The sequence below is a fragment of the Mesobacterium pallidum genome (assembly GCF_019966535.1).
Lineage (GTDB): Bacteria > Pseudomonadota > Alphaproteobacteria > Rhodobacterales > Rhodobacteraceae > Mesobacterium > Mesobacterium pallidum.
The window spans coordinates 74211-94080 of the sequence record NZ_JAIMID010000012.1 but is presented as its reverse complement, the minus strand read 5'-3'; the positions used below and the strand labels follow the sequence as shown (position 1 = coordinate 94080).

The 19870-nt window shown below is 63.9% G+C and carries 21 protein-coding genes and 1 pseudogene; 13 read left to right on the top strand and 9 right to left on the bottom strand.

The features are described from left to right. Positions 1-24 precede the first annotated feature (24 nt). Genes tnpC through tnpA form a run of 3 tightly spaced genes read right to left on the bottom strand, consistent with a single transcriptional unit; the run spans position 25 to position 2390 of the window. Entirely contained in the window at positions 25-1581 is a 1557-nt protein-coding gene (gene tnpC, locus MF270_RS17450) for an IS66 family transposase (RefSeq protein ID WP_027264362.1), read from the bottom strand. Between the two features lie 54 nt (positions 1582-1635). Beyond that, positions 1636-1989, bottom strand: coding sequence for an IS66 family insertion sequence element accessory protein TnpB (gene tnpB, locus MF270_RS17445; RefSeq protein WP_027264363.1), 354 nt, complete (start codon positions 1987-1989; stop codon positions 1636-1638). Beyond that, positions 1983-2390, bottom strand: coding sequence for an IS66-like element accessory protein TnpA (gene tnpA / locus MF270_RS17440; RefSeq protein WP_027264364.1), 408 nt, complete (start codon positions 2388-2390; stop codon positions 1983-1985). Before tnpA ends, tnpB begins: the two co-directional genes overlap by 7 nt. A gap of 312 nt (positions 2391-2702) precedes the next feature. On the opposite strand from tnpA, the gene MF270_RS17435 reads away from it, so the two are divergent. The 11 genes from MF270_RS17435 (at position 2703) to MF270_RS17385 (ending at position 14764) form a co-directional block, all read left to right on the top strand. After that, on the top strand, positions 2703-3746 hold the full coding sequence (locus MF270_RS17435) for a TRAP transporter substrate-binding protein (RefSeq protein ID WP_027264365.1): 1044 nt from the start codon (positions 2703-2705) through the stop codon (positions 3744-3746). Between the two features lie 113 nt (positions 3747-3859). Next, positions 3860-4327 carry a TRAP transporter small permease gene (locus tag MF270_RS17430; protein ID WP_157815108.1) on the top strand — a complete coding sequence of 156 codons (468 nt, stop codon included), beginning with the start codon at positions 3860-3862 and terminating at the stop codon, positions 4325-4327. A gap of 2 nt (positions 4328-4329) precedes the next feature. Then, on the top strand, positions 4330-5619 hold the full coding sequence (locus MF270_RS17425) for a TRAP transporter large permease (RefSeq protein ID WP_027264367.1): 1290 nt from the start codon (positions 4330-4332) through the stop codon (positions 5617-5619). 19 nt (positions 5620-5638) lie between these two features. Continuing rightward, positions 5639-6388: an SDR family NAD(P)-dependent oxidoreductase gene (locus MF270_RS17420; protein WP_027264368.1), complete on the top strand. Its 750-nt coding sequence runs from the start codon at positions 5639-5641 to the stop codon at positions 6386-6388. Further along, positions 6381-7553 (top strand): acyl-CoA dehydrogenase family protein, encoded by a 1173-nt coding sequence (locus MF270_RS17415; protein ID WP_048534161.1) that lies wholly within the window; start codon positions 6381-6383, stop codon positions 7551-7553. Before MF270_RS17420 ends, MF270_RS17415 begins: the two co-directional genes overlap by 8 nt. Before the next feature lie 10 nt (positions 7554-7563). Continuing rightward, positions 7564-9078 carry a class I adenylate-forming enzyme family protein gene (locus tag MF270_RS17410; RefSeq protein ID WP_027264370.1) on the top strand — a complete coding sequence of 505 codons (1515 nt, stop codon included), beginning with the start codon at positions 7564-7566 and terminating at the stop codon, positions 9076-9078. Then, the gene (locus MF270_RS17405; RefSeq protein WP_027264371.1) at positions 9075-9566 is read left to right on the top strand and encodes a MaoC family dehydratase; all 492 of its coding nucleotides are present in this window, start codon (positions 9075-9077) and stop codon (positions 9564-9566) included. The genes MF270_RS17410 and MF270_RS17405 overlap by 4 nt, the downstream gene beginning before the upstream one ends. Then, positions 9559-11670 carry an acetate--CoA ligase family protein gene (locus MF270_RS17400; protein WP_198952314.1) on the top strand — a complete coding sequence of 704 codons (2112 nt, stop codon included), beginning with the start codon at positions 9559-9561 and terminating at the stop codon, positions 11668-11670. Before MF270_RS17405 ends, MF270_RS17400 begins: the two co-directional genes overlap by 8 nt. After that, the gene (locus MF270_RS17395; RefSeq protein ID WP_238367124.1) at positions 11667-12485 is read left to right on the top strand and encodes a citryl-CoA lyase; all 819 of its coding nucleotides are present in this window, start codon (positions 11667-11669) and stop codon (positions 12483-12485) included. Before MF270_RS17400 ends, MF270_RS17395 begins: the two co-directional genes overlap by 4 nt. After that, positions 12482-13603, top strand: coding sequence for a CaiB/BaiF CoA transferase family protein (locus MF270_RS17390; protein ID WP_027264373.1), 1122 nt, complete (start codon positions 12482-12484; stop codon positions 13601-13603). The genes MF270_RS17395 and MF270_RS17390 overlap by 4 nt, the downstream gene beginning before the upstream one ends. A gap of 6 nt (positions 13604-13609) precedes the next feature. Then, on the top strand, positions 13610-14764 hold the full coding sequence (locus tag MF270_RS17385) for an acyl-CoA dehydrogenase family protein (RefSeq protein WP_027264374.1): 1155 nt from the start codon (positions 13610-13612) through the stop codon (positions 14762-14764). A gap of 74 nt (positions 14765-14838) precedes the next feature. Here MF270_RS17385 and MF270_RS17380 read toward each other — a convergent pair whose 3' ends face one another. The 4 genes from MF270_RS17380 to MF270_RS17365 form a co-directional block, all read right to left on the bottom strand. Then, complete coding sequence (locus MF270_RS17380; protein ID WP_205964847.1) at positions 14839-15081, bottom strand: ATP-binding cassette domain-containing protein; 243 nt, start codon at positions 15079-15081, stop codon at positions 14839-14841. Further along, positions 15078-15434 carry an ATP-binding cassette domain-containing protein gene (locus MF270_RS17375; RefSeq protein WP_198952313.1) on the bottom strand — a complete coding sequence of 119 codons (357 nt, stop codon included), beginning with the start codon at positions 15432-15434 and terminating at the stop codon, positions 15078-15080. The genes MF270_RS17380 and MF270_RS17375 overlap by 4 nt, the downstream gene beginning before the upstream one ends. 117 nt (positions 15435-15551) lie before the next feature. Continuing rightward, positions 15552-15794: a hypothetical protein gene (locus tag MF270_RS17370; RefSeq protein WP_238367123.1), complete on the bottom strand. Its 243-nt coding sequence runs from the start codon at positions 15792-15794 to the stop codon at positions 15552-15554. Positions 15795-15860: 66 nt separating this feature from the next. Continuing rightward, positions 15861-16667 carry an ABC transporter substrate-binding protein gene (locus tag MF270_RS17365; protein ID WP_071974356.1) on the bottom strand — a complete coding sequence of 269 codons (807 nt, stop codon included), beginning with the start codon at positions 16665-16667 and terminating at the stop codon, positions 15861-15863. Between the two features lie 249 nt (positions 16668-16916). Between MF270_RS17365 and MF270_RS28220 the strand changes: the two genes are divergently transcribed. Both MF270_RS28220 and MF270_RS28215 read left to right on the top strand, forming a co-directional pair. After that, positions 16917-17441 carry a CoA transferase gene (locus MF270_RS28220; RefSeq protein WP_250637868.1) on the top strand — a complete coding sequence of 175 codons (525 nt, stop codon included), beginning with the start codon at positions 16917-16919 and terminating at the stop codon, positions 17439-17441. After that, positions 17416-18102, top strand: a pseudogene (locus tag MF270_RS28215) (CoA transferase). Before MF270_RS28220 ends, MF270_RS28215 begins: the two are co-directional and overlap by 26 nt. A 96-nt stretch (positions 18103-18198) precedes the next feature. On the opposite strand, the gene MF270_RS17355 reads toward MF270_RS28215, so the two are convergent. Together MF270_RS17355 and MF270_RS17350 are read right to left on the bottom strand one after the other, a co-directional pair. Beyond that, positions 18199-18378: an SDR family oxidoreductase gene (locus MF270_RS17355; RefSeq protein WP_027264377.1), complete on the bottom strand. Its 180-nt coding sequence runs from the start codon at positions 18376-18378 to the stop codon at positions 18199-18201. A gap of 395 nt (positions 18379-18773) precedes the next feature. Next, a complete protein-coding gene (locus tag MF270_RS17350; RefSeq protein WP_036051585.1) occupies positions 18774-19820 on the bottom strand; it encodes a TRAP transporter substrate-binding protein in 1047 nt (348 codons plus the stop codon). Positions 19821-19870: the final 50 nt, after the last annotated feature.

Genomic DNA, 19870 nt, shown 5'->3' with positions numbered 1-19870 from the left:
GCGGCGTCTACGCCCCACCGGAGTTCAGCTCGACGGCTTGAAGTTCCAGGGTAGCAACTCGTCGATCCGGTTCGCGGGATGCCCTGCCGCGATCGCCTCGAGCGTCGCCTTGAGATAGACAAAGGGTACGATTTCGTTGATCTTTGCTGTGGCGATGAGCGAGGCGATGCGGCCCCAGGTCCGACCACCTTCGTCGTGGCCGGCGAAGAGTGCGTTCTTCCGCGTCAGGGCGATCGGCCTGATGAGATTCTCCACGGCATTGGAGTCGATCTCGACGCGTCCGTCCTGCAGGAAGGTCTGTAGCCCGTCCCACTGCCGGTGGATATAGGCGAGTTTCTCTCCGAGGCGGGACTTGGCGGAGATCCGGCGGCGCTGGCTCTGCAACCATTCGCCGAACTGGGCCACCAGCGGCGCGGTGCGTGTCTGTCTCGCCGACAGGCGCTGTCCCGGTCCCATGCCGCGGATCTCGGTTTCGATCCGGTAGAACTCGGCGATCCGGCGCAGCCCCTCGGCGGCGATCTCCGATCCATCACGGTCGAAGACTTCCTTCAGCTTCCGGCGGGCATGTGCCCAGCAGTGCGCAACCGTGATCGGCGCGCCGCCCTTGCGCGAGGGGCGCGTCAGCCGATCGTAGCCGGGATAGCCGTCCAGCTGCAGGATGCCGTCGAAGCCCTGCAGGATCTGCTCCGCGTTCACGCCGGCGCGGCTCGGGCGGTAAGTGAAGACCACGCCGGGCGGGTCATCGCCGCCCCAGCCCCGATCATCTCGGGCCAGCGCCCAGAGGAAGCCAGTCTTCGTCCTGCCTCGCCCGGGCTCCAGAACCGGCGCCGTCGTTTCGTCCATGAAGAGTTTGCCCGAGCCCTTCAGGTGCTCGGCGAGCCGGTCGACCACCGGGGCAAGGTGGAAGGCCGCGGTGCCGACCCAATCGGCGGGCGTGCTGCGCCGAAGGTCGATCCCGGAACGCGCGAGGATCTGGCTCTGGCGATAGAGAGGCAAATGGTCGGCGAACTTGGCGACGAGCACATACGCAATGGCGCCCTCGGTCGGCAGCCCGCCCTCGATCAGGAAGGCAGGGGCTGGCGCCTGGGTGACCCCTTCGGCGTAGGCACGGCAGGCATACTTGGGTCGAACCGTCACGATGACGCGGAGCTGGGCCGGCACGATGTCCAGCCGCTCGCTGCGGTCCTCGCCGATCCGGTGCATCGTGCCGCAGCCGCAGGGACACTCCAGGCTGGCCGGCTCGATCATCTGCTCGATCCGGGGGAGGCTCTCAGGCAGATTGCCCCGATTGCGGCGGGCGACCTTGGATCGCCGCGGACCGGACGAGGCCGTGGCGTCTTCATCCTGCTGGGCCTCTGCCTCGACGACGGCAGTTTCCAGATCTTCGAAGGCCAGCTGCCGCTCGTCCTCACTCAGTTTCTCGGACCTTTTGCCATGCACGACCTGGTTCAGTTCGGCGACGAGGTGCTCGAGGCGCTTGTTGGCTTCCCTGAGTGCATCACGCTCGCGCAGGACGGCCAGAACAGCGTCACGCTGGTCTTCCGGAATGGCCGACAGGTCGAGGGATAGGGCGCTGGACATGGCGGCATCATATCCCGCTCCTGCGTTTGTCAGGCCGGCTTTCCCCGCCCTGAGTCACTCTGCCACAGCGGGGGCGCGCGTCTCCAGAGACCGCACCCGCCGCCAGTCCAGCCCGGCGAACAGCGCCTCGAACTGGGCGCGATTCAGGGTCATCGCACCATCCCGGATCGCGGGCCAGGTGAAGGTGCTCTCCTCCAGCCGTTTGTAGGCCATGACGAGACCGCTGCCGTCCCAGAACAGGATCTTCATCCGGTCTGCGCGCTTCGCCCGAAAGATAAAGACCGTCCCGGTGAACGGATCTTCGGTCAAGGTCGACTGCACCAAGGCTGCCAGTCCATCATGCCCCTTGCGGAAGTCTACCGGCTTCGTCGCCACCAGGATGCGGACCCCTTGAGACGGCATCAGCATGCAGGCGCTTCCAGAGTGCGCACGATCGCGGCGATCTGACCTGCCGACGTGTCAGAAGACAGCTCGATCCGGGTTGTTCCCTTGACGATCCGGATCACCTGCTGGGGCTTCGCGTCGGAAAGCTCGGGCGTCTCAGTCGGATCGCAAATGACCAGAGGCGCGAAGACCGGCTCTCCGAGTTCCGCCGGAGGAAGAACCAGCTGGCCCTGCTTTGCCAGACGCCGCCAAGCCGAGAGCTGGTTTGGGCGGATGTCATATCGCTCGGCAATCGCATTCACGGTCGCTCCCGGCTCCAAAGTCTCTGCCACAGCGCGAGCCTTCACGTCGTCCGGCCAGCGCCGATGACCTGACCCGTAGATCTCGACGCCCAGAGATCTGAGAAACGAATTTGTCGCGCACATTGCGAAACACACTCCCCATCATGAGATGGATATCACCTCGCAGTGCCGGAGCTCATCTACAACGTGGGGCGCAGCCGCCGCTTACTGTTGATCGGCAGGCCACGGAATCCTTTCTTTCGGCCGTGAAAGCGCTGGAGATTCCCACCCACGATTGGCGTTCGATCTTCTCTGTTGCGTCGCCGCGGATTCAGTTCGCGTATTCGCATATATGTGTGATCTCGCGACAGTTGCGCTCCCGGCCACCCATAAACATTGACCGGTTCACCGCACCATGGTGCGCTGATCGACAACGCCACAGGGAGGAAGACTGCCATGACAAGAAACACAAAACTCGATCGGTTTGCCGCAGGGGCGGCGCTGGTGATCGCGGTCGGAACGATGCCGCAAATTGCGGCGGCCGAAGTGACACTCAAGGTTGCAGATACCTTTCCGCCCGGCCACTACATCGTCGAGACCGGCACCACCTACTGGATGGACCGCGTAACCGAGCTGACCGATGGCGAGGTCAAGTTTCAGTATTTCGGTGCCGGTCAGTTGGGTTCGCTGCGCGATATGTTCTCGATGGTGCAGACAGGCGTGGTGGACATCGGCTATGTTCCGCCGGCCTATAACGGGGGCACGATGCCGCTGGCGGGCGTGCACACGCTTCCTGGCCTTTTCTCGCAGAGCGTTGTCGGGACGCCCGCTTTTTTTGAAACGGTGACGTCGGATCCGATCCTGCAAAACGACTTCCTGGCCAACGGGATGCGCCCAGTCTGGGGTGTAATGACCTCGACCTACAACCTGTTCACCCGCGACCAGGATGTTAGCGGCATTGATGACATCAAAGGGCTGAAACTGAAAACCATTGCCGGGAACATGGCGGAGTCGGTCAAGGCCCTAGGGGGCGCGCCGGTTGATATTCCCAGCCCGGAAACCTATCAGGCCATCCGCACCGGCACCGTCGACGGCACGATCTTTCCCACCACCAGCATCTATTCCTACAAGCTGGACGAGGTAATCGATACCGCCGTTCTGGGTCTGGATGTTTTTGTGTATTGGGCGCCCTACGCGATCCGCGAGGAGGTCTGGCAGGATCTGTCGCCAGAGCATCAACAGGCCATTCAACAGGCGTCGCAGGAGGCGATGCAGCGAGTTGCCGAAGAAACCGACCGATCGGCCGCCGAGCTTGAGGACAAGATGCGGGACAGCGGTATCGAGGTCATCGTTCTGGATGAAGCGCAGCGCGAAAAGGTCAAATCGGCCACAGCGCCGGTGTTCGATGCCTGGGTCTCTGGTCTGCAAGAGCGCGGACTGCCTGCGGGCGAAGTGCTGGAGATGTTTCGTGCGAACATCGAAAAGCACCAGACGCAGTAAGGCGCGCAACCGTGTCCCGTCACGATCTTGATCCCCGAGAGGACGCCGTGCCGTCGCCGAGAGTTGGATTGCACGGTCCTCTGGGCCGAGCGATGGACCGGGTGGATACCGGGATGAACTGGCTGTCGCGCGCTGCGATGATGGTCATGCTGGTGCTGATCCTCATACAGGTCTTTACGCGCTATATCCTGAATGACCCGATCGAAGGGGTCATTGGCGCTACAGAGCTATATCTGATGCCCATCATCGTGTTCGGAAGCCTGAGCTATCTGGAAATGTATGATGGCCACGTGCGAGTGGGGATAGTGTTTGATGCTCTGCCCGAAGGGCTGCGGGCCGGTTTCAATGTCGTCTTGCGATTGGCAGCGGCCGCGTTTTTTGCGCTGATCTGTTACGGTGCCTCGCGCGAGGCGCTTAAGGCGTGGGACTTCGGATATCGCACATCCGGCGACATCGACGCGCCTCTCGTCACCACGCTTGTGATTGCGCCGATTGGCTGCGTGCTGATCGTTCTGCGCCTTCTCGTAAATGCGGCGGGTGACGTTCAGCACCTTCGCGGCGCTTCGGATCGGATTGGCTGAGTATGGAATTTCTTGCACCTGTGTCGCTATTGCTGGCGGGGCTTCTCGTCGTCGGGATGCCGATAGGCTTCGCGATGGGCATCGCCGGCACCGTCGGCCTGTATCTGATCGGCGGGCTCAATCTGGCGCTCGGCATCCTGTCGGTGGCCCCGTATCGCAACACCGCCTCTTGGCTGTTGACCGCCATTCCCTTGTTCATCTTGATGGCCGAGATCCTGTCGGCCAGTCGGATTTCGTCGGACATGTTCCGCGCCGCCAACAGGTGGGTGGGCCATTTGCCCGGCGGACTGGCCGTGGCCACGGTCTTTACCAGCGCAGGCTTCGGGGCGGTTTCGGGCTCGTCCACCGCGGCGACGGCCACGATGGCGCGCACCGTCGCGCCCGAGGCTGAGAAATATGGCTATGACCGCGGCATGATCGTAGGCACGGTTGCGGCCGCCGGGACGTTGTCGATCATGATCCCGCCTTCGGTTGTGCTGATGGTTTACGGTATCATCACCGAAACCTCGATCGGCGGGCTGTTCATTGCCGGCATTCTGCCGGGTCTCATTACCGCGCTCAGCTTTGCCGGGATCACGATGGTCTGGGCGACGCTGAACCGCGATCTGGCGCCACCAGTGCAAAGCCATGGGTGGCGTGAGCGCTTCGCGTCACTGCGCGACATCTGGCCGGTGGTTCTGCTGTTCGTCTTTGTCGTGGCCGGGATTTATTCTGGCGCTGTCACCGTGACCGAAGCCGCCGCGGTCGGCTGCTTTGGCGCGATCATGATTGCCGCCGTGTTGCTCAGACGTATGGGCTGGCGCGAATTCATGGGGGCGCTCGAACGTACAACGCGCCCGACTGCAATGATCTTCACCATTATTATCGGGGCGCACATTTTCGGCTATTTTGTCACCCTGACCATGGCACCGCAGGCGCTGGTTTCGTACGTGCAAGGGCTTGAGATCGGGCCGGGCGTGGTGATTTTAATCCTGATCCTGATCTACATCCTGCTGGGCTGCGTGATGGATCAGCTGGCGATCCTGATCCTGACCATGCCGATCGTCTTTCCAATGGTCATGGAGCTTGGCTATTCGCCGATCTGGTTCGGCATCCTGGTGACCAAAACGGTCGAAATCGGGCTGATTACCCCCCCAATCGGAATGAACGTTTTCGTCGCCAGCTCGATCACCGGCGTACCTCTTAAACGGGTCTTTGTCGGGGTGCTGCCTTTCGTGCTGGCCGAGTTCGCGGTCTTGGCCCTGATCGCATTCTTTCCCGAGATCGTAACCGTGTTCTCGGGCGAATACTGACAACCTGAAGGAGCGTAACTTGGAACTGGGACTAAAGGACAAGGTGGCTATCGTCACCGGATCGGGTCGCGGGATCGGCGCAGTGACCGCCCGCGCGCTGGCCGAAGAGGGGGCGAAGGTGGTGATCACCGATATCGACCCCGAAACCACAGAAGCCACCCGCGCCGCTCTTGAGGCCGACGGATACGACGCGATCGGCGTGGTCTGCGATGTCACGAACGAGGCACAGGTCGAAGCCCTCGTCTCGCGCACGATCGAAGCATTTGGCGCCGTCCACATCCTGGTCAACAATGCCGGATTTCCGCGCGACAACTACATCACCAAGATGCCCGAACAGGACTGGGACGCTGTTGTGGGCGTGATCCTGAAGGGTGCCTATACCTGCTCGCGCGCCGTGGTGCCGTACTTCATGGAACAGAAGTGGGGCCGGGTGATCAACATCTCCTCTCGCGCCTATCTCGGCAATCCGGGACAGACCAACTATGCCGCCGCCAAGGCCGGCATCATCGGCTTCACCCGGGCGCTGGGGATGGAACAGGGGCGCTTCAATGTCACCGTAAATGCCATCGCGCCGGGGTTCATCGCCACCGAGATGATCGAGGCGCTTCCAAACTACGACCGGATAAAGTCGCGCGCTCTGGCAATGAATACCGTGCAGCGCCTTGGCAACGAACGCGACATCGCCAACGGCGTGGTGTTCCTCGCCTCGGATGCGGCGGAATACATCTCGGGCGAGACGCTTCACATCACCGGGGGGCGATATGGCTAAACATGTCCCGGCCTCCGCCTGTGTCGAGGATCAAGAGACGCGGATGCTGCGAGACAGCATCCGGGGCTTCATGGCGCGCGAGCTGACCGAAGAGCGCATCTCGCAATGCGAGGCGACGGGCGATCTGCCCTGGGCGATAATGGGCGAGCTACGCCAGTTCGGCTATCTTGGCGGGCTTCTCTCGGAAGAGGCCGGTGGCTACGGCCTCAGCTATCGCACCTGGGCGATGATGATGGAGGAAGCAGGATACCGCTGGCTTTCACTCCGGGTTCTGCTCAACACCGTGAACATCGTGATCGCACTGTTCCACCACCTGGGCGATGCGCGCCAGAAGGAAAAGTGGCTGAAACCCGTCATGGCTGGCCAGATGCCGGTCTGGGTGGGGATCACCGAACCCGACCACGGCTCTGATGTTGCCTCGGTGCAGACCCGCGCCGAGGACAAGGGCGACCACTGGCTGATCAATGGCGGCAAGCTGTGGACGACGAACGGCGTCAACGGCCGGGTCGGAATCCTGGTGGCACGGACATTCACGGAAGGCTGTGATGGCGATCTGAGTCTGTTCATCGTGGACCTCGAGGAGACCGATTTCGAAGCTTCGCGGGTGGGCACGATGTTCATCAAGGCCACCGCGACATCGCAGCTGGCCTTTCAAGACGCAAAGGTGCCAAAGGAAAACCTGTTGGGTCCTGCGGGAAAGGGCCTCAAGGCGATCCTTACGGGGTTGAATTATGGCCGGCTCAACGTGGCGGCGGGCGCGGTGGGCGCGGCGCAGCGGTCGTTGGACCTGTCCACCGATTACGTCAAGACGCGCAAGCAGTTCGGCAACGTGATCGGAAGCTATCAGCTGGTGCAGAAGCTGATCGTCGACATGACCATCCGCACCGAAGCGGCGCGCGCGTTGACTGACCGTGCCGCCCAAGCGCTGGACGCGGGTCTGCCTGGGCGCAAGGAATGCTCGATTGCCAAGCTCTATGCCAGCGAGGCGGCGCATGAGGTGGCCTCGATGGCGCTGCAGGCGCACGGCGGGCTGGGCTATTCGACCGACTACCCCGTCGAACGGTTGTTCCGCGACACGCGCGGCGGGCTGATCCCCGAAGGCACATCGGAAATCCAGACATTGATCATAGGGCGCGAGGTTCTCGGGATCTCGGCCTTCACCTGAGGAGGCGGCCATGCCGATGACCTTTCTCCAGGCCCTGAGGTTGAACGCGCGGCGGTTCCCCACGAAACCCTCGGTGGTGTTCGAGGGGAGGAGCCAGACCTATACGGATTTCCTTGACCGGGTGGAACGGATGATGACGGTGCTGGCGCGGCGCGGCATCGGACCGGGCGACAAGGTGGCGGTGATCTCGGAAAATCATCCCGATTTCCTTGCCGCCTATGTGGCGGTGACGGGGCTAGGCGCAATTCCCGCACCGATCAACTATCGCATCGCGCCCGAAGTCATGGCCGATGTGGTTGCCCGCTCGGACAGCAAAACCCTGCTGCTGGGCGATGCGGCGCTGGATCATGCCGATCTGTTCCGGACCGTGGTGGACGACATCGTCACCATCGGCGACGGGGCCCCGCAAGGACTGCCGCGCCTGTCGGACCTTCTGGCAGACACACCGCCCGATCCGCCGCAAGGGCAGGACGGCACCACGATCATGCTGCACACGTCGGGGACCACCGGCAAGCCCAAGGGCGCGCTGCGCAGTCTCTTCGGCATGGAGGAACGCGCCATCGAGCAGCGTTTCCGCCCCGACGACCGGGCGCTGTCGGCGCTGCCGATCTGCCTGTCGGCCGGCTGCACCTATACGCTGCTGCCGCTTTATCTGGGTGCCAGCGTCTATCTGATGCGCCGCTTCGACGGGGCCGCCGCGCTACGGCTGATCGAAGACGAGCGGCTGACCGCCACCATGCTGCTGCCCGCCATGCTCCAGCGGATGGTCGAGGCCGAGGGGTTCGCGAGCGCCGATCTGTCGTCGCTGGGGACTTTGCAATCTGGCGGCGGCGAGATGTATCTCGACCTCAAGCGTGCCGCGCTCGACAAGTTCGGCGATGCGCTGATGATCTATGCCGCCTCCAGCGAAGCAGGACCCTATGCCAACCTGACCGCTCGGGATCTGCGCCGCAACCTTGCGGGCAACTGCGTCGGCCGCCCCTTCTTCGGGGTGGAACTCAAACTGCTGGACGACGATGGAAACGAGGTGCCGCAGGGCGAGGTCGGCGAGATCTGCACCCGCAGCGAAAGCCGCTACGACGGGTATTACAAGGATGAGGCGCTGACCGCTGAAACCCGGCGCGGCGACTATCTGACCGTGGGCGATCTGGGCCGGATCGACGACGAAGGGCTGCTCTGGTTCACGGGTCGCAAGCGCGACATCATCAAGAGCGGCGGCATCAATGTCTACGCCCCCGAGATCGAGGAGGCGCTGGCCGGCCACCCGGCGATTGCCGAGGCGCATTGCATCGGCCTGCCCGATCCGCACTGGACCGAGGCGATCTGCGCAGTGATCGTGCCCGCGCCGGGCGCGCAGCTGACAGCGGCCGATGTGATCGCCCATGCCGAAACCCGGCTTGACCGATACAAGCGCCCGCGGCGCGTGGTCTTTATGACGGCGGTGCCGCGCAACCTGACCGGCCGCGTTCTCAAGGCTGAACTGAAAGAGGCAGTGCTAGCGCTGCCAGAGGAGGAAACCCAATGACACGGCCCGATCTTTCGGCCCTCAAGGGCCAGCAACTCTACTGGGAGGACCTGAACGAAGGCGACCAGTTCGATAGCCCCACCCGTACCATCACCGAGGCCGACGTGGCTAATTTCGCCTGCCTGTCAGGCGACTTCAACCGGCTGCACGTCGATGCCGAATATGCCGCCGATTCGGCCTTTGGCCAGCGTATCGCGCACGGGCTTCTGGTGGTGTCGGTGATGTCCGGGCTGACCACGCGGATGCTGATGAACACGTTCCTGGAACCCTCGCTTCTGGGGTTGCTCGACATGCAGTGCAGCTTTCCCAACCCCACCTTCATCGGCGACACGATTGGCGTGCGCGTTACCGTAGCCGAGAAGCGCGAGACTTCGAAACCCGAACGCGGCATCCTGTCGTTCCGGCGCGAGGTCATCAACCAGCGTGGCGAAACCGTGGTGGAAGGGGTCTGGAAACTGCTCGTCCGGCGGGCGCCGCAAGGTGGCTGAGCCGGTGGTCGCCCGCGACTTTCCCGATCTTTCGCGGCTCTTGTCGCCACGCAGCGTGGCGATCCTGGGCGCCAGTGAAAGGCCCCGTAGCGTGGGCAGCGACACCTTGCTGAACCTTGCCGAGCATTCCGACTTCGATGGGCAGATCTTTCCGGTCAACCCCGGGCGTGAAAGGGTGCATGGTTTGCGCGCCTATTCTGCAATGTCGGCCTTGCCTGGCCCCGTCGATGTGGCGGTGGTGTGCCTTCCAGCCGATGCGGTGGTGGGCGCCTTGCGCGATTGCGCGGCAGCAGGAACGGGGTTTGCGGTGGTCTTCACCTCTGGCTTTGGCGAAACCGGGGATGAGGGCCGTGCCGTCGAAGCCGAGATGGCTGAAATCGCCCGGCAAAGCGGGATGCGCATCTACGGGCCGAACTCGCCAGGGCTGAGCAACATCAACCGCCGCCTTGGGCTGACCTTTTCACCGGTATTCAAGAACGACACGCTGGGCGGCGGCATTGGGCTTGTCACCCAGGGCGGCGGACTTGGCCGCGCCTTCATCCAGGCAAGCGAACGGGGTATCGGCGTTGGCCTGTGGTGCTCTACCGGCAACGAAGCCGACCTGACCATGGCCGATGTCGTGTACCACATGGTGGGCGATCCCGACATAAAGGTAATCGCCCTTCTCGCCGAAGGCTTCCGCGACGGGCCGCGCTTTCTGGCAGCTGCCCGCGCCGCTGCTCGCGCCGGCAAGCCGGTGGTGGCGATGAAGGTGGGCAAGTCGGACTATGGCGTTGCTGCCACCCGTTCGCACACCGCCGCGCTTGCCGGATCGGCGGCGGTCACCTCGGCACTGTTTCGCCAGCATGGCATCGTCGAGGTGGAGGATCTGGACGAATTGATCGATACGGTGGCGCTGTTCGAGCGCGTCGGCATCGCCCCGCGGCGGGGGATCTGCGTCTATTCCTTCTCGGGTGGCACAGCGGCGCTGGCCGCCGATATGGTGGGCAGCGCCGGGCTGATCCTGTCCGAACTGGCCCCCGGCACCCGCGCGGGGTTGCGTGCGCTGGCCCCGTCTTATGCGGCGGTCGATAACCCGGTGGACCTGACCACCCAGGTCTTCACCCAAGACAAGCTCAACCGCGATTGCCTGTCGCTGGTGGCGCGGGACCCGGCCACCGATGTTGTGCTTCTGCCGATTCCCGCCGACTACGGCCCGATCACCGACCGGTCCGCCGACGACATGGTCGCGCTGGCGCCGGACAGCCCGGCTCTGCTCCTGCCGGTCTGGATGAGCGGGCATCGCGCCGCTGGCTATGCCACGCTGAACGCGGCAGGGCTGGCGCCTTTTCGCAGCCTCGGCAAGGCAGTGACGGCGTTGAAGCGGCTGATCTGGCGCGGCGACTGGAGCCCCTCGGGGACCTCCACGCTTGCTCTACCCGCATTTCCGCCCGGCGAGCTTGACGAGGCTGCCGCCAAGGCGGTGCTGGCCGACCTGGGTCTGACCGTGCCCGAAGGACGGGTCGTGACCAGTGCCAGACAGGCAGGCGAGGCGGCGCGCGGGATCGGCTTTCCGGTGGTGCTCAAGGCGCTGGTGCCCGGTCTTCTGCACAAGACCGAAGCCGGGGCCGTGGCCGTCGGGCTGATGGATGAGCAGGCGCTGGCGGCGGCCTGGGGCGCGATGATGACATCGCTTTCAGCACAGGGGCACAGGCTGGAGCGCGCTCTGGTTGAGCGCATGGAACAGGGGCCGGGCGTCGAGGTGATGGCGGGACTGCACCGCGATCCGGTGTTCGGCCCGGTGGTGAGCTTCGGCCTCGGCGGCGTGATGGTCGAGGCGCTTTCTGACGTCACGCACCGCGCCGCGCCCTTTGGGCGGGACGAGGCGCTGGCGATGATCGACGAGATCCGCGGACGCGCACTGCTGGGTCCGCTGCGCGGCCGCCCCGGCGCCGATCTGGGCGCGCTGGCCGATCTTCTCGTGATCCTGGCCGCCCTGGGTGCGCGCGGCGACATCGCGGAGATGGATCTCAATCCGGTGCGCGCCGGTCCGGCGGGTGCGACGGTGCTTGACGCGGTGATCCTGCGCGCTCCGACCGAGATAGAAGGAAAGGCAAGGCAATGACGGTAAAGACGGACATCGGTTTCACCACCCGCGACCGCATCTATGTGCGCGGGCGCGATCTGGCCGATGAGATCCTGGGCAATATGGATTTCGTCGACATGATCTATTTCACCGCCACGGGGAAAGAGCCGGATGCCCGCACCCGCGCGATGACCAACGCGATCATCGTCACCGCCACCGATCACGGCCTTACCCCCAGCGCCATCGCCGCGCGGATGACCATTCTCGGCGCGCCGGAATCGCTTCAGGGTGCGGTGGCCGCGGGCTTGCTGGGCGCGGGGAACCATTTTCTCGGCACCATGCAGAACGCCGCGGCCTTTACCCGCGACGAGATCGGCGAGCTGTCCGACAGCGACGACGACGCAGCCTATGCCGCCCGCGCGCAAGAGGCCGTGCGCGCCTTTCGCGCGGCGCGCCGGATCGTGCCAGGCCTCGGTCATCCGATCCATGTCGACGGCGACCCCCGCACGCCGGTCCTGCGCCGGATCGCCGGCGAGAATGGGTTCGACGGGCGGCACTGGCGCTTCATGGCGGCCGTCGAGGCCGCCGCCCGCGAGGAATATGGACGTCTGCTGCCCATCAACGCCGCCGGCGCGGTCGGGGCCACCGTTTCGGACATGGGGCTTGCCCCGATCTGGGCGCGGGCCTTCGCCCTGATTGGCCGATCCGCCGGGCTTCTGGCGCATCTGATGGAAGAGCTCGAAAATCCGCAGGGTCAGAAGATCTGGGACATGATCCTGGAACAGGACGACTCGGCGGAATGCGCCGGGATTGCCGACCCGGACCGCGCAGACAGCACAGGAGAGCAAAAATGACCGGCACTGCACCGCTTTCGGGGCTTCGCGTTCTCGATCTGACCGAGCTTCTGCCTGGGCCCTATGCAACGCAGCAACTGGCCGAGATGGGGGCCGAGGTCATCAAGGTCGAACGTCCTGCGGGCGACGCCGCGCGCGCCATGTTCCCCGGCCTCTTTGCCGCCGTGAACCGCGGCAAGAAAAGCATCGCCCTGAACCTAAAGGATGACACAGACCGCGCGGCTTTCCTGCGGCTGGCCAAACGGGCGGACGTCGTGATCGAGGGTTATCGCCCGGGCGTGACCGCGCGGCTGGGCATCGACTATGAGACGCTTTCGGCGCTCAATCCCGGCCTCGTCTACTGTTCGGTCAGCGGCTATGGTCAGACCGGGCCGGCGCGCGACTGGCCGGGGCATGATCTGAACTACGCGGCGATGGCGGGCGCGGTGGCGATCTCGGGCGCGCCCGACGGACCGCCTGAATACACGACGGGCGTGCCGATCGGGGATCTCTCGGCAGCCATGTATGCCATCATCACCATTCTTGCTGCGTTGCACGGACGCGACGCCACGGGGCGGGGCCAGTATCTGGACGTGGCGATCACCGACGCGCTGGCCAGCTGGGTCGCCCCGCGCTACGGTGTGTGGGACGCCGGACGCCAGGCCGGGCGCGAGATCACAAAGGCCGATATCCTGCGCCGCGCCGCCTATGGTATCTTCGCGACCGCCGACGGTAAATACATCACCATCGGCGCGATCGAGACGCATTTCTTCCGCCGCCTGATCCGTGCCACCGGGATGACGGGCTTCGACGATCCTGCGCTTGACGACTTCGCCGCACGCACCGACCGCACGGATGATATCCGCGCCGCCCTGACCCCGCTGATCGCCGCGCGTCCCTATGCGCATTGGGCGGAGATCTTCGAGGCCGAGGATGTTCCCTTCGCCCCGGTCAACGGGCTGGAGGATCTGGCCCGGGACCCGCAGCTCAAGGCGCGCGGGATGGTGCGCTCAGCCGGCGCGGCCCAGGTGATGGCCTTCCCGGTGCCGATGGCTGGGATGAGTGATCCGGCGGGCCACGTCCCGGCAGTGGGCGAGCATCAGGCCGAAATTCTGGACCAAGCCGAAAAGCTGGAGTGAGGACCGATGCAGTTTGAGCTGGACGACTGGCAGGAAACGGCGCGGCGCAGCTTCCGCAAATACCTTGACGCCGAGGTGGCGCCCCTGGTCGAGGCGCACGAGGATGCCCACCGTCCGCCGCCGCCCGAAGTGTTGCAGAAGATGGGCGAGTTCGGCCTGCTGGGCGGTCTTTTGCCAGAGGCGCAAGGCGGTGCCGGGCTTGATTATCTGACATATTGCGCGCTGCTGTGCGAGCTGTCTCAGGTATGGCCGTCGCTGCGCAGCATCGTCAGCACGTCGAACCTTGTCCTGATGATCGTCGCGCAGCATGGAACGCCGGAGCAACAGGCAAGGTGGCTGGGCGATCTGGTTTCGGGTCGCAAGACAGCCTTTTTTGCGCTGACCGAGCCGAACGTCGGCTCGGACGCCAGCAACGTGGAAACACGGGCCCGGCGCGACGGTGATGGCTGGCGGCTGAACGGACGCAAACTGTATATCTCCAACGGGACCGGGGCCGATCTCGGGGTGGTTTTCGCGCGGTCGGGCGACGGCGAACGCGCGGAGGTATCGGCCTTCGTGGTCGAGGCGGGAACAGCAGGGTTTTCAACCCGAGAGGTCCGCAGCATGGGCATGAATTCATGCCCGCTAGGCGAGCTGCTGTTTGAGGACGTATTGCTGCCCGCAGACCACCTGATCGGCGCCGAGGGCGAGGCGTTCGCCATCGCCAAGCATTATCTGAACGTGGGGCGCTGTTTCGTTTCTTTCACCTGCCTGGGCCTGTCAATTGCCGCCTATGAGGCGGCGCTGCGATATGCGGGCGCGCGAGAACAGTTCGGACGCAAGATCGGCGGGTTTCAACTGGTCCAGCAGATGATCGCAGATATGTTGACTGGCGTGGAAACCTCGCGGTTGCTGGCGTGCCGGGCCGCTGACGCGCTGGATCGCGGGGCACCGGATCGCGGCCGGGCCTGTTCCATGGCCAAGCGTCACAACTCCGATACGGCTCTGCGGGTTTGCGAGACTGCCCTGCAAGTGCACGGCGGGGCCGGATACACCCGTGATTTCCCCGTCGAGCGCTATTATCGCGATGTGCGACATCTCACGATCGCTGAAGGCACCAACCAGCTTCAGGCGCTGCTTCTGGCACAGGGGGCCCTGGGCATCTCGGCGCTACGGGGCTGATCGGTCCGCAGTTTGCGCACGGTCTGTCGCCGCTGCCGGTCTGAATGGCAGGCGGAATGCGGGCACAGGGCGGGTCAGATTCCCAAATACGAACGGCGCACGTGATCGTCGTGGCGCAAGACGTCAGAGGCTGCGGCGAGGGCGATTGTCCCGTTTTCCAGAACATAGGCGCGGCTGGCGAAATCCAGCGCCATGTAGACATCCTGTTCCACCAGAAGAATGCTCAGGCCGGTGCGGCGCCGACCGTCGAGGGCCTCGTACATCTGCTCGACCATCAGAGGCGCGGGGCCGAGCGACGGCTCGTCGAGCATGATCATGCTGGGCCGGGCCATAAGCGCGCCCGATCGCCAGCATCTGCTGCTGACCGCCTGAGAGCCCTCCGGCAAGTTCGCGGGCCTTCTGGCTCAGCATCGGAAAGGGCGTCCTTTCGGTCTTTCGCGTCGAGTGCGGCGCTCGCACCCACGATCAGATTTTGCTCGACCGTGAGTGACCCGAAGACGTGCCGCGCCTCAGGAACATGGACGAGGCCGAGGCGCGGAATCTCGCTGGCGGCAAAACCGCCGATTTCCTTGCCATCGTGGCGGATCGCTCTGGAACGGGCGGCCACAAGGCCCGAAATCGTGCGCAGAAGGGTGGATTTGCCCGCGCCGTTCGGTCCGATCACAGCCACGACCTCGCCCTCGGCCGATCTCGATGCTGACGCCGTGGAGCGCGTCGAGCAGACCGTAACCGGAGACGAGAGACTCGATCGACAGCTTCATCTTGGGCCCCGGTTATAGTTTTCGCATCAGTTCAGAGGATTGGGCTCTTCCACAGCCACCTCTGGCGGCCAGATCGTGACCTTTTTCGTGCCGCCGTTCTTCCATTGCGCGATCAGGTTCTGCGATCCGACGTTCCTGCCGTGTTCGTCGAATTTGATCCGCGAGAACGGCGAGATCAGCTGATCGCCGGGGATGTCGATCTTAAGGATGGCGGCGCGAAGGTTCTCGGTCGTCAGTTTCTGGCCGGACTCAAGCGTCTTCTCCAGCACGGCCTTCAGCGTGTAGACACCGCGGTTGCACATCGACGCATAGCTTGACGGCACGATGCCGTGCCGTTACTCGTAAGCCTTCACAAAACGCTGGGCGCGGTCCATGTCGGGATTTAAGTAGTCCACCGTGCTGAGATTGACGTCCTCGACGAAGCCCCTGTCCACCAGTTGCGGGGTGCGCACATCAACCGGACCGCCACTGATTCCGACAATGTAGGGCTTGAAGTCATGCTGCTGCATTGCCTGGAGCTTGGTCACCACATCTTCGGTGTAGCCGGCCCAGATCACCATGTTGGCACTCGATGTCTGCACCCGCTTGACCGGCGGCAGAAGGTTGCGATCGCTGCGCGAATACGGCGCGCTGGCGGCGATCTCGATGCCCCGCTCCTCCAGCAGAACTTCGATCCGCTCGATGGTTCCGGCGCCGCGCGGGCTGTCTTCATAAAGCAACGCCGGGACGACGTCGCCTTGCGTCATCAGGTGTTCGAAGAATTCCACGACCGTGGCCGCCTCGGTATCGGCTGTGATCTGATCGGAGAAATACCATTTGTAACCGCGCTCGAGGAGCTCGGCCGACACCGCCGGCGAGTTCAGGTGAGGAACCCGCGCCTGCTCGGCGAACTGCGCCGCAGCCGATGTGCCTGCGCTGATCTCGCAGCCAAGGATGACCGGAGCCCGCTCGAGGCGGGTCAACCGCTCCATCACCTGGCGCACCACCCCGGGATTGCCCTGTGTGTCGTAAAGTTGGATCTTCAGCGGCCGACCGGCGACGCCGCCATCGGCGTTGATGTGCTCAAGGGCAACTGCGATCCCCTTTTGCGCATCCTGTCCGGTCACGGCGATCGCTCCCGACATGGCGACGATCGCCGGCATCACGATTTCTTCGGCTTAGGTGTTTGATCCCACGGTTTAATGGTGTGATCCTTTCGCAGGAATGGAAGGAGGCCCTATGGGACAAGTTCGTCACGGAAGCGCCACGACCACGCACGCCGTCAGAACAGCAATACAGCGATCGCAAGCTTCGCTCGCGGCGCTGCGCCCTTGGGTCGCGGGTCGACTGACCGCCAGACTACGGCGCGCATTGCTGACTCGAAGGGTGCGATACCGCAAAGGGAAAAGAAAATGGACAGTCAGCCGCAGCAGCCAGCCGAGGGGGACGGACCGCTTGCGGGTTACAGGGTGCTTGATCTTTCGGTCAACGTGCTTGGACCGGTGGCGATCCAGATCCTCGGCGACATGGGGGCCGACGTCATCAAGATCGAGTCACCCGACGGCAACTACACACGCCAGGTGGGACCGTCGCGCAACCCGAAGATGGGGGCACTGTTCCTCAATACAAACCGCAACAAACGCTCGGTCGTGCTCGACCTGAAGAAACCCGACGCGCGGGCCGCGCTCCTTGATCTGGTGCGTTCCGCGGACGTGCTGGTGCATTCGATACGCCCCGGCGCCGCCGAACGGCTGGGCGTCGACTACGAGGCGATCCGCGCGGTCAATTCCCGCATCATTCATGCCTCGTCTTCTGGCTTCCGGCTGGATGGTGAGCGCCGCGACTGGCTTGCTTTCGACGATGTGATCCAGGGCGCCAGCGGCGTAGCCGGGATGATGGCCCGGGCCACCGATGAGCCGCGCTATTACCCACGGTAATCGCCGACAACTATGCGGTTACATCCAGGCATCGTCCATCGCGATGGCCTTCGTCTGGCGCGAGCGCACCGGCCACGGGCAGCAGGTAAACGTGCCGATGATGGATGCGATGGTCAACTTCAATCTGATCGAGCATCTCTGGGGCGCAACGCTCGACCGGCCCGATCTGGGCATGGGTTACAGCCGGGTATTCTCGCCCCATCATCGGCCTTATCCAACGCAGGACGGGCACATCTGTGTGATGGCGGCGATGGACAACCAGTGGCTGCGTCTCTTCGACGCCATAGGCCGGCCCGAGCTGCGCGACGATCCACGATTTGCCACAGCAGAGTTGCGCACCGATCACATTGACTAGTTATATTGGTTCCTCGCCGAGGCAATCGCGGGGAATACAACCGCCGAGTGGCGCCGCCGGTTCGACGCGGCCGACGTGCCGAATGGACCGGCCAACAGCCTGGAGGATCTGCTGGTTGATCCCTATCTGGTTCAAACCGGGTATTTCGAGCGCCACGAGCACCCGACAGAGGGCGCCGTCGTGACGCTCCGGATACCGGTCCAGTTCTCGGACAGCCCCGGCCGGGTGCGCCGGCTGCCACCGCGGCTGGGCGAGCACACGGAGGAGGTTCTGTCCGAAATCCGCCTTCCGCGCGCCGACGCCTGACGGAACCAGGCCAGGCGGGCAGCCGGTGCCCGGCTGGCCAGGATCGGTTCGCGGCCAACCGGACCCGCCTGTCCCAAGCTTCCGGCTCCGCCCATTTTACTGCGCGGTATAGCCGCCATCGACCACCATTTCGGATCCGGTCATATAGGATGCCTCGTCGGACGCCAGAAACGGCACCGCCCCGGCTACTTCTTCCGGTTGGGCCGGGCGCTGCATGATCGTTGTCCCAAGTATATCCTTCTGACCGTCCGGGTCAGCCAGTCTGAAAGGAACCATCGCCGGAATCAAATGTGCGGAAGATCCTGTACGTTATCCATCCAGGATTTCTTTCGAGATGGTCATTCATGCGTCCTTTCGATGAAGCATGGACCGGATCAGTCATACACAAAAGGTCGGACACTCTCGCTGCCGCCCATCTGCGCCATATCGCCGAAACCCAATTCGCCCGCGCCGTTCGCGCATCAACTCGTCGCCGAGATCGGGACCGGCGAGGCGCATCTACGCCAGATCAATGTGGCCGAACGTATGCACGGCTCGCCCGGACTTCAGCTGCATAACGGACGACCAGGCTGAGTGTCGAAGGGCAGGATTCAGATGCACCCACCGGCTGACTTCTGCGCGTTTTTGGTGGCCTGGCCCGACACAGGAGCCGGGCCGACCACGATCTGGTATCAGTTCCTTTTCAGCGCGGACCGGAAGGCTTCCAGGATCTCGGTTCCGGGCTTGCCTTGGGCATCGAGTTGCTCGGCCCATTCGGACCCAACCGTCGACAGGATCTGGTTCAGCTTTTCGACATCTCCGGCGGGCAGGTCAACGAAGGTCACGCCCGCCTCGGCGATCTGCTGCTTGACTTCAAGGTTCTGGCGGTCGGCAGTTTCGCATCCTTCCCTAGTCAAATCTTCGCCGATCTCGGTGATCGCCTGCTGGACGTCTTCGGGCAGACTGTCCCACTTTTCCTGCCTGATCACGTAGGTCGCGACAAAGGAACCAAAGTTCATCCCCTGCGTACCCCAGTCAAGGAATGTTTCCATTCCGTAAGGGGTGACACTGGGATAGGGGAAGAGCCCGGCGTCGATCGTCCCGCGCGACAGCGCCTCGCGCACTTCGGGCGCCGGCATCTGCACCGGCACGCCGCCGATTTTCTGGACGGTCAGGTCAAGCGCGCCGCCAGTGCTGCGGATCTTCAGGCCGTCCATGCTGTCCAAACCGGTGATCTCACGGCTCGACGTCAGCAGGTTGTAGGGCGGCAGCACCATCGCCATCAGCAGGCGCACGCCGTTCGGCGCGAATTCGGCCTGGTCTAGCGCGCCGCCGGGCTTGGCGATCTCCCAATAGGCCATCGTGCCCTCACACGACGTCGAAAACGCCTCGGGCAACTGCCCGACCGCCGAAAGGGGCATCTTGTCGCTGACATAGGAGGGGCCGACATAGCCGATATCGGTCACGCCGGTCTGGGTCAGCGAGAGCAGGTCCTTGGCCTTGCCGAGTTGCTGAGCCGGGAAGTACGCGAACTCGGTTTTCCCGGTCCGCTCGCTCACCCGTTCCATGAAAGGTTCGATCAGGCTCTGGGCAATGTAATGGCCGGTGGGCAGGCTGTCGGCCGCGCGCAGTTCGATCTCCTGCGCTGCAACCGGCTGCACGGCGAGCGGTAGCAAGGCAACGCTCAGGGCCCAGCCCGCTGTCCGTAAGGGCGATGGGAATTTGGATATTCTGGTCATGATTTCATTCTCCTCCTGTCTTTTAGGGTTATGGACTGGCGCTATTGCGC